Annotated in this window: 11 protein-coding genes; 10 read left to right on the forward strand and 1 reads right to left on the reverse strand. The window is 73.8% G+C overall.

What is annotated here, in order from left to right:
• Window positions 1-58 precede the first annotated feature (58 nt).
• Together ACZ466_RS34915 and era are read left to right on the forward strand one after the other, a co-directional pair.
• Entirely contained in the window at window positions 59-3,469 is a 3,411-nt protein-coding gene (locus ACZ466_RS34915; protein ID WP_464041798.1) for a BTAD domain-containing putative transcriptional regulator, read from the forward strand.
• Between the two features lie 67 nt (window positions 3,470-3,536).
• On the forward strand, window positions 3,537-4,466 hold the full coding sequence (gene era, locus ACZ466_RS34920; RefSeq protein ID WP_378285850.1) for a GTPase Era: 930 nt from the start codon (window positions 3,537-3,539) through the stop codon (window positions 4,464-4,466).
• A gap of 106 nt (window positions 4,467-4,572) precedes the next feature.
• Here era and ACZ466_RS34925 read toward each other — a convergent pair whose 3' ends face one another.
• Complete coding sequence (locus ACZ466_RS34925; RefSeq protein ID WP_378285780.1) at window positions 4,573-5,577, reverse strand: hypothetical protein; 1,005 nt, start codon at window positions 5,575-5,577, stop codon at window positions 4,573-4,575.
• Window positions 5,578-5,678: 101 nt separating this feature from the next.
• On the opposite strand from ACZ466_RS34925, the gene ACZ466_RS34930 reads away from it, so the two are divergent.
• The 8 genes from ACZ466_RS34930 (at window position 5,679) to leuA (ending at window position 14,010) form a co-directional block, all read left to right on the forward strand.
• Complete coding sequence (locus ACZ466_RS34930; protein ID WP_378285781.1) at window positions 5,679-6,290, forward strand: tellurite resistance TerB family protein; 612 nt, start codon at window positions 5,679-5,681, stop codon at window positions 6,288-6,290.
• 84 nt (window positions 6,291-6,374) lie between these two features.
• Window positions 6,375-7,172 (forward strand): dimethylargininase, encoded by a 798-nt coding sequence (gene ddaH, locus ACZ466_RS34935; protein ID WP_378285782.1) that lies wholly within the window; start codon window positions 6,375-6,377, stop codon window positions 7,170-7,172.
• Between the two features lie 191 nt (window positions 7,173-7,363).
• Window positions 7,364-8,569 (forward strand): urea ABC transporter substrate-binding protein, encoded by a 1,206-nt coding sequence (urtA, locus tag ACZ466_RS34940; protein ID WP_464041799.1) that lies wholly within the window; start codon window positions 7,364-7,366, stop codon window positions 8,567-8,569.
• A 25-nt stretch (window positions 8,570-8,594) separates the two neighbouring features.
• Window positions 8,595-9,473 carry an urea ABC transporter permease subunit UrtB gene (gene urtB / locus ACZ466_RS34945; RefSeq protein ID WP_378285784.1) on the forward strand — a complete coding sequence of 293 codons (879 nt, stop codon included), beginning with the start codon at window positions 8,595-8,597 and terminating at the stop codon, window positions 9,471-9,473.
• Window positions 9,470-10,618: an urea ABC transporter permease subunit UrtC gene (gene urtC, locus ACZ466_RS34950; protein ID WP_378285785.1), complete on the forward strand. Its 1,149-nt coding sequence runs from the start codon at window positions 9,470-9,472 to the stop codon at window positions 10,616-10,618. The genes urtB and urtC overlap by 4 nt, the downstream gene beginning before the upstream one ends.
• Window positions 10,615-11,370, forward strand: coding sequence for an urea ABC transporter ATP-binding protein UrtD (gene urtD, locus ACZ466_RS34955; protein WP_378285786.1), 756 nt, complete (start codon window positions 10,615-10,617; stop codon window positions 11,368-11,370). The genes urtC and urtD overlap by 4 nt, the downstream gene beginning before the upstream one ends.
• On the forward strand, window positions 11,367-12,092 hold the full coding sequence (gene urtE / locus ACZ466_RS34960) for an urea ABC transporter ATP-binding subunit UrtE (protein WP_378285787.1): 726 nt from the start codon (window positions 11,367-11,369) through the stop codon (window positions 12,090-12,092). Before urtD ends, urtE begins: the two co-directional genes overlap by 4 nt.
• Before the next feature lie 208 nt (window positions 12,093-12,300).
• Window positions 12,301-14,010, forward strand: a complete 1,710-nt coding sequence (gene leuA, locus ACZ466_RS34965; protein ID WP_378285788.1) for a 2-isopropylmalate synthase — start codon at window positions 12,301-12,303, stop codon at window positions 14,008-14,010.
• Window positions 14,011-14,271 lie beyond the last annotated feature (261 nt).

Below are 14,271 nucleotides of genomic sequence, written 5' to 3' on the forward strand. Positions count from 1 at the left end.
CAGCCGCCGCGGGAGTCGGAAAGAGAGCGCCGGAACCCCGGTTTAGGCTGGCCGGGAAATGGCGAACGTGCGTGTGCTCGGCAGTTTCGAGGCGTGGGTGGACGGGGCCCCGGCCGATCTCGGCGGGCCCCGCCAGCGCTCGGTGCTGGCCCGGCTGGTGGTGGCGCGCGGCCGGATGGTCCCCGCCGACGGCCTGGTCGCCGATCTGTGGCCCGGCGAGGCCCCCTCCCGGGCCCCGGCGGGCCTGCAGTCGTTCGTCTCCCATCTGCGCCGGGCGCTGGAGCCGGGACGGCCGCCGCGGACCCCGGCCCGGGTGCTGGTCACGGCGCCGCCCGGGTACGCGCTGCGGCTGCCGGACGGCGCCGTGGACGCCTGGCGGTTCGACGCGCTGGTCGACGAGGCGGCCGAGCGGCTGGACGGCGACGATCCCGCCGGGGCCCGGCGGTGCGCGGAGGGCGCGCTGGGGGAGTGGCGGGGCCCGGCGTACGCCGAGTTCGCCGACCTGCCCTGGGCCGTCGCGGAGGCGGCCCGCCTGGACGAGCGCCGCCGCCTGGCCACCGAGCGCCGCGCCGAGGCGATGCTGCGGCTGGACGCGGCGGCCGAGGCCGTGCCCGACCTGGAGGCGCACGCCGCCGGGAACCCGCTGCGCGAGGAGGCGTGGCGGCTGCTCGCGCTCGCCCTCTACCGGACGGGCCGTCAGGGCGACGCGCTCGCGGCGCTGCGCCGCGCCCGCGCCACCCTGGCCGAGGAACTGGGCGTGGACCCCGGCCCGGCACTGCGCCGCCTGGAGTCCGACATCCTGGCGCAGGCGCCCGAGCTCACGGCGGGTCCCCGGGCGGCTCGGCCCCGCCTTCTCGTCATGCCCGAGCCGTCGCCCCTGCTCGCCTCCGGCGCGTCGCGCGCGCCCGCCCTCGTCCGCGAGACGGGCCCGGTCTTCGTCGGGCGGCGGGACGAGCTGGAACGGCTGACCGCCGCGGCCCGCGACGCCGCCGCCGGGACCCGGTGCGGCCTCGTCCTCGTCGCCGGGGACGCCGGAATGGGCAAGACCGCCCTGGCCGAGCGCCTCGCCGGACTCCTCACCGGCGACGGCTGGACCTGCGGGTGGGGCGGTGCCGCCGAGACCGGAAGCGCCCCCGCGGCCTGGCCCTGGGCCGAACTGCTGCGCGGGCTCGCCGCGGCCGGACCCCCGCCCGGCGACCTCGCCGGACGGCTGGCACCGCTGCTCTCCCACACCGGTCCCGCGCCGCACCACGCGCGGGGAAACGTCCACGAGGACGCCACCACCGGCCGCTTCCGGCTCCACCTCGCCGTCGGCGACTACCTCGCCGGGCTGGCCTCGCGCGCGCCGCTGCTCCTCGTCCTGGACGACCTGCACTGGGCCGACCAGGAGACCCTCGCGCTGCTGGCCGCCCTCCCGCGCCGCCTCCGCGGCCGGCCCGTGCTGCTGGTCGGCACCTACCGCCGCACCGAGTCGTCCGAACGGCTGCAGGACGCCCTGGCCGCCCTCGCCCGGCACGAGCCGCTGCGCCTGGAACTGGCCGGCCTTCCCGCCGCCGACATCGCCGCCCTGGTCCGCGCGACCTGCGCCGCCGAGGTCGGCGACGCCGAGGTCGCCGTGATCGCCGAGCGCACCGGCGGCAACCCGTTCTTCACCCGCGAGACCGCCCGGCTCCTGGACGCCGAGGGCGTGGACGCCGCCACCCGCCTGGTCCCCGCCGGCGTCGGCGACGTGCTGCGCCGCCGGATCGCGCGGCTTCCCGAGGACGCGCAGGCGGTCCTGCGGTGCGCGGCGGTCGTCGGCCGCGACGCCGACCTGGGCGTCCTCACCGACGTGTCCGGCGGCGACGAGGACGCCGTCATCGACGCCGTGGAGGCGGGCCTGGCGGCCGGGCTGGTGACCGAGCCGGGCGCGGGCCGGGTCCGGTTCGCGCACGACCTCGTCCGCGACACCCTCTACACCGGCCTGTCGGGGGCCCGCCGCGCCCGCCTGCACGGCCGCGCCGCCGCCGCGCTGGAACGCCGCCGCCCCGCCGAGATCGCCGCCATCGCCCACCACCACCTCGAACACCTGGAGGCGGGCGCCGCCGACCCCGGCAAGGCCGTCCGGTACGCGCGGGCTGCGGCGGAGGCGGCCGAGGCCCGGTTCGCGCACCGCGCCGCCGCCGACCTGTGGGGCCGCGCCGCCGACGCGCTGCGCGCCCGCGGCGACGGCGCCGTCCGCGACCGCCTGGAGCTGGAGGCCCGCGCCATCCGCTCCGGCGCGCTGGCGGGCGACGTCTTCGAGGCCCGCGCGCGCCGCGGCCGGGCGCTGGGCGCGGCCCGCTCCCTCGGCGACGCCGGCCTGCTCGCCCGCGTCATCGTCGGCTTCGACGTGCCGACGCTGTGGACCGCCCGCGAGTACGGCACCTTCGAGCAGGACGCCGTCGACGCCACCGAGGAGGCCCTGGCCGGCGTCACCGACCCCGAACTGCGGGCCAGGCTGCTCGCCAGCCTGGCCATCGAGCTGGAGGGCGAGCGGGACGGGCGCGGCGTGGCGGCGTCCGCGGAGGCGATGCGGATCGCCCGCGAACTCGGCCGCCCCGAACTGCTCGCCGTCGCGATCAACGGCCGGTACATCAACGCCTACCGCGCCGCCGAGGGGCTCACCGAGCGCCGCGCGCTGGCCGCCGAGCTGCTCGACCTGGCCACCGAGCACGGCCTGGGGCTGTACCGGGTGCTGGCCCACCTCCAGCTCCAGCAGGCCGCCATCGCCGCGGTGGACCTGGCCGCCGCCCGGCGGCACCGGGACGCCGGGACCCGGCTGGCCGAGCGGTTCGGGCTCCCGCTGCTGGGCATGATCGCCGCCTGGCTGGACGCTCTCGGCCTCGCCCTCGACGCCAGGTTCGACGAGGCCGCGCGCACCTACGCGGAGATCGCCGACGCCTGCGCCATGTCCGGCACCTGGAACATCGAGCGCGGCATAGCCCACGTCGGGGTCTTCTGCGTGCGGTTCGCCCAGGGCCGCGAGGGCGAGCTGGTGGAGGAGTCCCGGTGGCTGTGGGAGCGGTGGCGGCACGTCGGCGGCACCGCCGAGATCCACGCGCTGGCCCTCATCGCCGCGGGCCGTGCCGCCGAGGCCCGGAGGGTCGTCCAGGACGCCCCTCCGCCCCGCCACGACTACTTCTTCGACCTGACCATGTGCCTGCGGGGGCGGCGCGCGATCGCGCTGGGGCAGCGCGCGGCGGCCGCCGAGGCGTACCGGGAGCTGCTGCCGTACCAGGACCGGCTCGTCGGCGGCGCCTGCGGCGCCGTCACGCTCGGCCCGGTCGGGCAGACCCTCGGCGAACTGGCCGTCTTCCTGGACCGCCCGGCCGAGGCCGCCGCCCACTACCGCCGCGCCGCCGAGGTCGCCGAACGGGCCGGCACCGCGTACTGGACCGGCCTCGCCCACAACGCGCTGCGCAGCCTGGACGCCCCTCCCGCCGCCTGACCACCGCGAGGGGCTGCGGCCGCTGGACGATCGGCGCCCGGGGTAGGCGACAATTGACAGCGTGACGATGCTGGGAGAGACCACGGCCAAGGGCCACCGATCCGGGTTCGCCTGCTTCATCGGGCGGCCCAACGTGGGCAAGTCGACCCTGATGAACGCCCTGGTCGGCTCCAAGGTGGCGATCACCAGCAGCCGTCCGCAGACCACCCGCAGGGCGATCCGCGGCATCGTGCACCGTCCCGACGCCCAGCTCGTGGTGGTCGACACCCCCGGCCTGCACAAGCCCCGCACCCTGCTGGGGGAACGGCTGGACAGCCTGGTGCGCTCCACCCTCACCGAGGTCGACGCGATCGGCTTCTGCGTGCCCGCCGACCAGGCCGTGGGCCCCGGCGACCGGTTCATCGCGCGGGAGCTGGCGAACGTGAAGAAGACCCCGGTCGTCGCGATCGTCACCAAGACCGACCTCGTCCCGCCGGAGCGGGTCGCCGAGCAGCTGACCGCGGTGGCCGCGACGGGCGACGCCGCGGGCGTCCCGTTCGCCGACATCGTGCCCTGCTCGGCGCGGGACGGCTTCCAGGTCGGGCTGGTCGGCGACCTGCTGATCCGGCGGCTGCCCGAGGGGCCGCCGCTCTACCCCGAGGGTGACCTGACCGACGAGCCCGAGGCGGTGCTGGTCGGCGAGCTGATCCGCGAGGCCGCCCTGGAGGGCGTCCGCGACGAGCTGCCGCACTCGATCGCCGTGGTCGTGGACGAGATGGCGCCCCGCGAGGGCCGCGACGACCTCATCGACGTGTACGCGCACCTGTTCGTCGAGCGGCCGAGCCAGAAGGCCATCGTCATCGGCGGCAAGGGCGCCCGGCTGCGCGAGGTCGGCACCCAGGCCCGCCGGCAGATCGAGGCGCTGCTGGGCACCAAGGTCTTCCTCGACCTGCGGATCAAGGTCGCCAAGGACTGGCAGCGCGACCCCAAGCAGCTGCGCAGGCTCGGTTTCGACTGACGCGCGCCGTCAGTAACACTCTGAGGGGGCGACCCCTCAGACTCCCCGGCAAGAGCAGGACTGACCGTCACCCTCCACTCCGCCGGCGCTCCGCTCCGGGTGCCGGTCAGTCGGGCTTCTGCCAGGAGGAGTCGCCCGTGACGGGCCGCTGCTGCGGCTGCCCGGCCGGCGCCTCCGCCTCGCCGCCCTGCGGGGCCTCCGCGGGCTGCGCCTGCATCGGCTGCGTCGGCCACCACTGCGGGCCTTCCGGCTGCGCGAACTCCGACTGCTGCGGCCAGGCCGCGCCCGCCTCCTGGGGCGGCGTGGAGGGGTACTGCTCAGCGCCGGACCGCTCGTGGCGGGCGGCGCCGATCCGCGCGGCGACGGGACGGGCCAGGCTGAACCCGATGACCAGCAGCGACATCGCCACCGCCAGATACCAGCCGATCACCGCCGCGACCTCGTACCCGACCGACAGCTCCGTCGCCGCCAGCCGGTCCTTGAGGTCGTCCAGGCGCAGCACGAACACCCCGCAGACCAGCAGCGACAGCATGCCCGGCACGGCGCCGAGCGCGGAGACGCGCACGTCGCGTCCGATGAGGCCCCAGAACGCCATGGCGATCGCGACCGTCGCCAGCACGGGCACCGCGGCGACCACGGTGTCGGCCTCGACGCCCACGATCGAGCCCAGCTCCCGGGTGAGGGTGCGGCCGAAGATGTCGACCACGATGCGCGCCTCCGCCCAGGGCAGGAACGCCGAGACCAGCAGCAGCGAGCCCGCGAGGATCACGGCGACGTTCCAGACCGCGCCCTGGGAGGCCGGGTCGTACGGCGGCGGCGGATAGGCCGGGAACGGGTGCGGCGGGTGGCCGTCCATGGGCGGCAGGAACGCCGGCCGCGCCTCCCCGCTCCGCACGTCACCCGCACCCACGCCCTCCGCACCGGACGTGCCCGTGTCGGACGTGCCCGTGTCGGACGTGCCCGTGTCGGACGAGCCGGTGTCGGACGGGCCGGTGCCGGCCGCGTCCGGGGCGGACGGGTGCGCGGCGTCCGGGCGGGCCTCGGGCGGGCGGGGCTCGGGCGGGTCCTGGGAACGCGCGGGATCCCCGCCAAAGGCCTGGTCACCAGTCATGGACCCAGCGTAAGGGGCAGGTGCGCGCGGACGGCGCGGGGCACGGCGGGGCCGGGTGATCGGTAGGTTGGTGGGGAGCCCGTTATGGGAGGGGAGTCCCGGTGTTCCTGATCTTCGGCCTGTCGGTGTTCTTCCGCACGGTGGGCGAGGGCACGTTCCACTGCCCGCGCTGCGGCGGCGACCGGTCCTACCGGCAGCGGGTGGGGAGACGCTGGTTCACCCTCTTCTTCCTGCCCGTGGTCCCGCTCAACCAGGTGGGCGAGGTCGTCGAGTGCCGCACCTGCCGGACCCGGTTCGACGTCGGCGCCCTCCGCCAGCCGACCGCGGGGCAGATGGCCGCGGCACTGCCCGCCGGGATGCGGGCCGCCGCCGCGCTGGTGCTGCGCGCGGGCGGGGCGGGGCACCCGGCGGCGCGGGCGCGGGCGGCGGAGGCCGTCCAGGGATACGGCGAGGCCCGGTACGACGACGCGGCCGTGGAGGCCGATCTGCGGCTGGCCGAGCCGTTCCTGGAGCAGGAGGTCGCCGGCGCGGGCGCGCAGCTGGCGATGGAGGCCAAGGAGTGGTTCCTGGCGCAGGCGGCCCGGGTCGCGCTGGCCGACGGGCCCCTCAGCGACGCCGAGCGGGCCGTGCTGCACCGCGTCGCCGACCTGCTGGGGATGTCCCGGGCGCACGCCCTCGGCGTGATCGTCACCACCGAGGGCGCCGCTCGCTGAACCTTGTGAGGAAACTTGCGGGCCGCGTCCTCGCGGGGCCAGAGTGGCCGTGGCGGAACGGCCCTTGCTGAGTGGAGCCTTGCGATGGGCGAGTGGAGCGGGCGGCGGGCGGGACGGCTGGAGACCGGAACGGCGCTGGTGAGGGCGCCCGGGCCGCGGCTCGCGGACGGCATCGTCACCCATGTGGAGCGCCGCCCGGTGGACACCGGGCTGGCCGCGCGGCAGCACGGGGCGTACGTGGACGCGCTGCGCGCAGCGGGCTGGCGGGTGCGGGCGGTGGCCCCGGCCGACCGCTGCCCGGACGCGGTGTTCGTGGAGGACGCCCTGGTGGTCGCGGGCGACACGGCGGTGCTGTGCCGCTCCGGGGCGCTCGGGCGGCGCGCGGAGCTGGAGGGCGCGGAGCGGGCGGCGCTCGACCTGGGCCTGCGGCTCTCGCGGATCAAGGAGCCCGGCACCCTGGACGGCGGCGACGTGCTGCAGGTCGGCGACACCGTGTACGTGGGCCGCGGCGCGCGCACCAACGAGGAGGGCGTCTGCCAGCTGGCGCACCTCATGGGCGGGCGCCGGGTCGTGCCGGTGGCGACGGACGGGACGCTGCACCTGAAGTCGGTGATGGCGGCGCTGCCGGACGGGTCGCTGATCGGGCTGCCGCAGCATGTCGACACCTCCGTCCTGCCGTGCCTGCGGGTGGTGCCGGAGCCGTCGGGGGCGCACGTGGTGCGGCTCGGCCCCGAGCATCTGCTGATGGCGGCGTCCGCGCCGCGCACGGCCGAGCTGCTGGCGGCCGACGGGTGGCGGGTCACGGTGGTCGACATCAGCGAGTTCGAGGCGCTGGAAGGGTGCGTCACCTGCCTTTCGGTGCTGGTCCCGGGCATTCTCTGAGCGTTTCCGCGCCTCCGTCGCCGCTGCGTGACCGCACCATGCCCCGGCCAGACCAGTGAGACTTTCGTAAAGCGCTTGTAACACGACGGTCGCCAGGGAGAAATCTATTTCCGGAGACTTGTCACAGAAAACGGTGGCCCCTGGGCCGGTCTGTGAGGAGTCGATCGTTGCGGAAACCATTCTTGCGGCCATTGGCCGCGGCGCTCCTGCTGCCGGCCGCGTTCCTCACCGCATGCGGTGGAGAATCCGGTGACGAAGCGAATGGGGGAAGCGGCGGAGGCGGCGGGAACACCATCAAGGTCGGCATCCTGCACTCGCTCAGCGGCACCATGGCCATCAGCGAGGTGACGGTCAAGAACTCCGAGACGCTGGCCATCGAGGAGATCAACGCCAAGGGCGGCGTGCTGGGCAAGAAGCTGGAGCCGGTGGTGGAGGACGGCGCCTCCGACTGGCCGACCTTCGCCCAGAAGGCCCAGAAGCTCATCAGGAAGGACAAGGTCGCGACCGTCTTCGGCGGCTGGACCTCGGCCAGCCGCAAGGCGATGCTGCCGGTGTTCGAGCGCAACAAGGCGCTGCTGTGGTACCCGGTCCAGTACGAGGGACTGGAGAGTTCGCCCTACATCTTCTACACCGGCGCCACCACCAACCAGCAGATCGTGCCCGGCCTCGACTATCTCAAGGAAAAGGGCAAGAAGAAGATCTATCTGGTGGGCAGCGACTATGTCTTCCCGCGCACCGCGAACAAAATCATCAAGGCGTACGCGGCGGCCAACGGAATGCAGATCCTGGGCGAGGAGTACACCCCGCTCGGGCACACCGAATACAGCACCCTGGTCAATAAAATCAGCCAGGCCAAGCCGGACGCGGTCTTCAACACCCTCAACGGCGACAGCAACGTGGCCTTTTTCAAGCAGCTGAAGAGCGCCGGTTTCGGCGCGGACCGGCTGCCGGTCATGTCGGTGAGCATCGCCGAGGAGGAGGTCAAGGGCATCGGCGTCGACAACATCGCCGGCCAGCCGGTGGCCTGGAACTACTACCAGACCACCAAGGGCGCGGCGAACGAGAAGTTCGTCAAGGCGTTCCAGGCCAAGCACCAGGGCGCGGTGACCTCCGACCCGATGGAGGCCGGCTACAACGCGGTGCACCTGTGGGCCGAGGCGGTCAAGCGGGCCGGGACGACCGACGTCGCCGCCGTGAAGAAGGCCGCCGCGGGCCTGTCCCTGGAGCTGCCGGAGGGCAAGGTCACCATCGACGGCCCCACCCAGCACGTCTACAAGACCGCCCGGATCGGGGTGGTCCAGCCCGACGGCCTGATCAAGGAGGTGTGGAGCTCCAGGGAGCCGATCAAGCCCGACCCGTACCTGAAGTCCTACCCCTGGGCCACCGGCCTGTCCTGACGCCGACCAGAACCGGGGACGCGCAGTGCAATCGTTGCTCAACCAACTGCCGATCGGGCTCAGCATCGGCGCGGTGCTGCTGCTGATCGCGCTCGGGCTCACCTTCACCTTCGGCCAGATGGGCGTCATCAACATGGCGCACGGCGAGTTCATCATGGCCGGGGCGTACACCGCGTACATGCTGCAGGACTGGACCGGCAAGCAGGCGGTGCTGGTGGCGCTGCCGGTCGCGTTCCTGCTCGCCGGGGCGCTCGGCTGGATCCTGGAGCGGACCGCGATCCGGCACTTCTACGGCCGCCCGCTCGACACCCTCCTGCTGACCTGGGGCGTCAGCCTCGTCCTCCAGCAGGCCGCGCGGGACATCTTCGGCGCCCCCAACGTCCAGGTGGTGGCGCCGGGCTGGCTGACCGGGCGGGTGGAGGTGCTGGGCGGCAGCCTGCCGTACTCGCGGCTGTTCATCATGGCCCTGGCCATCGCCTGCGTGATCGGGGTCTGGGCGTACCTCGACCGGTCCCGGCAGGGCCGCCGGATGCGGGCGGTGATGCAGAACCGCGAGCTGGCCGCGTGCAGCGGCGTGGCCACGCCCCGCGTCGACCAGCTCACCTTCTTCATCGGCTCGGGCCTGGCCGGGGTCGCCGGGGTCGCGCTGACGCTGATCGGCCCGGTCGGACCGTCCCTCGGGACGTACTACATCGTGGACGCGTTCCTGGTGGTCGTCGCCGGCGGGCTCGGCCAGCTGCGCGGCGCGGTGATCGCCGCGGTGGCGCTGGGCATGCTGAACTCCTTCGCCGAGTTCTGGACGGACGCCAGCCTGGCCAAGGTCATCGTCTTCGCCGTGATCATCGCGTTCCTGCAGGTCCGCCCGCAGGGGATGTTCGTGCTGCGGTCGAGGGCGCTGACATGAGCGCGCCGGAGAAGGAGGCGGCGGCCGTGCGCGGGCGCGCACCCGGAGGGGCGGCCGTGCGGTCCCGGCTGCGCGGGTACGCGGTGTTCGGCCTGGTCGCCGTGCTGCTGCTGGTGGTGGCGCCGCTGGCGCTGCCCGCCTTCCGGCTGGACGAGCTGGCCAAGTACCTGTGCTTCGCGATCGCCGCCCTCGGCATCGGCCTCGCCTGGGGCCAGGGCGGCATGCTGACCCTGGGCCAGGGGGTGTTCTTCGGCCTCGGCGGCTACGCGATGGCGATGTACCTCAAGCTGCAGGACGCCGGCGGCGACCTCCCCGACTTCATGGTGTGGAGCGGCGTGGAGGAGCTGCCCGCGCTGTGGAAGCCGTTCGGCAGCCCGGTGGTGGCGGTGGCGGCGGTGATCGTCGTGCCGGTCGCGATCGCGGTCGTGCTGGGGACGCTGGTGTTCCGGCAGCGGGTGCGCGGCGCGTACTTCGCGATCCTCACCCAGGCGCTGGCGGCGGCGTTCGTGATCCTGCTGGTGGGGCAGCAGGGCCTCACCGGCGGCACCAACGGCATGACCAACTTCTACGAGTTCTTCGGCCAGGACGCCGAGGCCGAGAGCACCCAGCGGACGATGTACTTCGTCACCGCGATCGTGCTGGGCGTCCTCTACCTGGGCGCCCGGCAGCTGGTGAAGAGCCGGTTCGGGCGGCTGCTGGTGGCGGTGCGGGACGGCGAGGACCGGGTCCGGTTCCTCGGCTACAACCCGGCCACGGTCAAGACGATCACGTTCGCGATCTCGGCGGGCATGGCCGGGCTGGCCGGCGCGCTGTTCGTGCCGGTGGTCGGCATCATCTCGCCGTCCCTGCTGGGCGTGGTCCCGTCGCTGGAACTGGTGGTGGCGGTCGCGGTCGGCGGCCGGTACGCGCTGGCCGGGGCGATCCTCGGCGCCGTGGTCATGAACTACGCCAAGACCTCGTTCAGCGAGGAGTGGGCGGGCGGCTGGCTCTACCTGCAGGGCGCGCTGTTCATCCTGGTCATGACGCTGGCGCCGAAGGGCGCGGTGGGGGTGTGGGAGCAGGTCCGCGACGCCGTGGCCCGGCGCCGCGCCGTCCCCGACCCGGCCGCGGCGGCGCCGAAGGTGAAGGAGGAGGTCCCGGCATGAGTGACGACGGGGCGCTGCTGGAGATCCGGGGGCTGGAGGTCGTGTTCGACGGATTCCGGGCCATCGACGGCGTCGACCTGACCGTCCGGCAGGGTGAGCTGCGGTTCCTGATCGGCCCGAACGGCGCCGGGAAGACCACGCTGATCGACGTGATCACGGGACTGACCCGTCCGGCCGCGGGCTCGGTGCGGTTCGCCGGGACGGAGCTGACCGGGCGCAAGGAGCACCGGATCGTGCGGCTGGGCATCGGCCGCACGTTCCAGACCTCGGTGGTGTTCGAGGAGCTGACCGTGGTCGAGAACCTCGACCTGGCCGCCGGGTTCCGCCGCCCGCTCCCGACCCTGCTGCGGCAGCGGCGCGGGGTGTCCGGGACGGTCGCCGAGGCGCTCGACACCATCGGCCTGGGCGACCTGGGCGACCGGCCCGCCGGGGTGCTCTCGCACGGCCAGCGGCAGTGGCTGGAGATCGGCATGCTGATCGCGCAGCGGCCCCGGCTGCTGCTGCTCGACGAACCGGTGGCCGGGATGAGCCAGGACGAGCGGGAGCGCACCGGCGAGCTGCTCACCCAGATCGCCAGGGACCACACGGTGGTCGTGGTGGAGCACGACATGGAGTTCCTGCGCCGGTACGCGTCGCAGGTCACCGTCCTGCACGAGGGCCGCGTGCTGGTGGAGGGCGACGTGGCCGCCGTCCAGGCCGACCCTCGCGTCCAGGAGGTCTACCTGGGCCGTTCGAGGGAGGAGGCGGCGTGAGCGAGCGGACGGCGAAGGACGGGCCGCTGCTGCGGGTGTCGGGGGTCGAGGCGGCGTACGGGCGGGCCCGGGTGCTGTTCGGCGTGGACGTCGAGGTCGCGGCCGGGACGCTGATGTGCGTGATGGGCCGCAACGGCGTCGGCAAGACCACCCTGCTGAACGCGATCATGGGCGTGCTGCCGCCGTCCGCCGGGACGGTGGAGTTCGACGGCGAGGACGTGACCAGGCTGCCCACCTACGAGCGGGTGCGCCGCGGCATGGGGTACGTCCCGCAGGGGCACGAGACGTTCCCGCAGCTCACCGTGGCGGAGAACCTGCGGGTCACGCTGGAGGCGTCCCGGCATCGCGACAAGGGCGCGATCGAGGAGGCGCTGGAGGTCTTCCCCCGGCTCAAGGAGCTGCTGGGGCGGCGGGCCGGGTTCCTGTCGGGCGGCCAGCAGCAGCAGCTCGCGATCGCGCGGGCGCTGGTCACGCGGCCCCGGATGCTGATCCTGGACGAGCCGACCGAGGGCATCCAGCCCTCGATCGTGGCCGAGATCGAGGCGGCCGTGGAGCGCCTGCACCGGGAGAAGGGGCTGGCGGTGCTGCTGGTGGAGCAGTACCTGGAGCTGGCGCTGCGGCTGGCCGACGGGTTCGTGATCATCGAGGGCGGGGTGGTGCGGCACTCCGGCACCGCCGAGGACCTGCACGACGACCGGGTGAAGAGCATGCTCGCCGTCTGAACGGGCGGTGAAGGAAGTGTGGGCCCCGTCTCAAATGGCGGGCCTGGTTTCCGCAACACGGCCGTCATCTGTTAGCTTGGCGGGCGTGTTGCGTGAGCTGCTCCTCCTTAGCGGCCGCAGCGGGGGCCTGTAACCGGCTGGCTCCCCCGTTGCGGGAGTTCGTCGTGGACGTCGGCCGCTGGATCCGAGCAGAGGAAACCCCTTCCCGATGTATCCGCAACAGAACCCTTCGGGCATGCCCTTCGAGCGCTACCGCCCGTTCGCCCCGATCGCCCTGACCGACCGCACCTGGCCGAACGCGGTGATCACCGAGGCGCCGCGATGGTGCGCGGTGGACCTGCGGGACGGCAACCAGGCGCTGATCGACCCGATGGACGCGCACCGCAAGCTGAAGATGTTCGAGCTGCTGGTGCGGATGGGCTACAAGGAGATCGAGGTCGGGTTCCCGGCCGCGAGCCAGACCGACTTCGACTTCGTCCGGCAGATCATCGAGGACGGCCTGATCCCCGACGACGTGGTGATCCAGGTGCTGACCCAGGCGCGGCCGGAGCTGATCGAGCGCACCTTCGAGTCGGTGCGCGGCGCCAAGCAGGCGATCGTCCACCTCTACAACTCCACCAGCACGCTGCAGCGCCGCGTGGTGTTCGGGCAGGACCGCGACGGCATCACCGCGATCGCGGTGGAGGGCGCCAAGCTGTGCGCCAAGCTGGCCGAGGACATGGGCGACACCGAGATCTTCTTCCAGTACTCGCCGGAGTCGTTCACCGGCACCGAGCTGGAGTACGCGGTCGAGGTCTGCAACGCCGTCAACGACGTGTGGAGGCCGACGCCCGACCGGAAGGTCATCGTCAACCTGCCGGCCACCGTGGAGATGGCCACGCCCAACGTCTACGCCGACCAGATCGAGTGGATGAACCGCAACCTGGCCTACCGGGACTCGGTGATCCTCTCGCTGCACCCGCACAACGACCGGGGCACCGCCGTGGCCGCGGCCGAGCTGGGCTACATGGCCGGGGCCGACCGGATCGAGGGCTGCCTGTTCGGCAACGGCGAGCGCACCGGCAACGTGTGCCTGGTCACGCTGGGGCTGAACCTGTTCACCCAGGGCGTGGACCCGCAGATCGACTTCTCCGACATCGACGAGATCCGCCGCACCGTCGAGTACTGCAACCAGCTGCCGGTGCACGAGCGGCACCCCTACGGCGGCGACCTGGTCTACACCGCCTTCTCCGGCTCCCACCAGGACGCGATCAACAAGGGCTTCGACCACCTCCGGCTGGACGCCGAGGCGGCCGGGGTGCCGGTGGACGGCTTCCGCTGGGAGGTCCCGTACCTGCCGATCGACCCCAAGGACGTCGGCCGCACCTACGAGGCGGTCATCCGGGTCAACAGCCAGTCCGGCAAGGGCGGCGTCGCGTACGTGATGAAGACCGAGCACTCCCTGGAGCTGCCGCGGCGGCTGCAGATCGAGTTCTCGCGGGTGGTGCAGGCGCACACCGACTCCGAGGGCGGCGAGGTCACCCCGGAGCGGATGTGGGAGATCTTCCAGGGCGAGTTCCTGGCCAACGGCCCCCGGGTGGGGCTGCTGGCGCACCGCACGACCTCGCGGGTGGACGAGAAGGACGTGCTCGGCTGCGACATCCGGGTCGACGGGGAGATCCGTGAGATCGAGGGCGTGGGCAACGGCCCGGTGTCGGCGTTCGAGGCGGCGCTGGCCACGGTCGGCGTGCACGTACGGGTGCTCGACTACACCGAGCACGCGCTGAGCGCCGGCGGCGACGCCCGCGCGGCCGCGTACGTGGAGTGCGACGTGGACGGCACCTCGGTGTGGGGCGTGGGCATCGACGGCAACATCGTCACCGCCTCGCTGAAGGCCATCCTGTCGGCGGTCAACCGCGTGGCCCGCGCCCGCGCCTGACCCCTCGGCCCCGCACTCTCCTCAGTCCATTGCAGGGCCCTCAGCACCTCGCAGGGCCGCCCGGCCGCCGTGCGCGGCCGGGCCCGCCCCGGGCGCGCGAGCCATGGCCACGAGCCGCGGGCGCCGCGAGCCCCAGAGTTTCCGCCCGTGCCCGCGCGGGGGCGCGGGCGGAATCGACCCGGTCACGCCGTTGTGATCCACGCGTGTGATCGATGCCCCGGGCCCCGGCCGTGACGATCTCACGGCCGGGGCCCGTCGCCT

This window comes from Actinomadura rugatobispora (genome assembly GCF_055379765.1).

Coding starts and splice junctions, on each gene's coding strand:
- ACZ466_RS34915 (WP_464041798.1), top strand. CDS start 59: ATGGCGAACGTGCGTGTGCTCGGCAGTTTCGAGGCGTGGGTGGACGGG.
- era (WP_378285850.1), top strand. CDS start 3,537: ATGCTGGGAGAGACCACGGCCAAGGGCCACCGATCCGGGTTCGCCTGC.
- ACZ466_RS34925 (WP_378285780.1), bottom strand. CDS start 5,577: ATGACTGGTGACCAGGCCTTTGGCGGGGATCCCGCGCGTTCCCAGGAC.
- ddaH (WP_378285782.1), top strand. CDS start 6,375: ATGGGCGAGTGGAGCGGGCGGCGGGCGGGACGGCTGGAGACCGGAACG.
- urtC (WP_378285785.1), top strand. CDS start 9,470: ATGAGCGCGCCGGAGAAGGAGGCGGCGGCCGTGCGCGGGCGCGCACCC.
- urtD (WP_378285786.1), top strand. CDS start 10,615: ATGAGTGACGACGGGGCGCTGCTGGAGATCCGGGGGCTGGAGGTCGTG.
- leuA (WP_378285788.1), top strand. CDS start 12,301: ATGTATCCGCAACAGAACCCTTCGGGCATGCCCTTCGAGCGCTACCGC.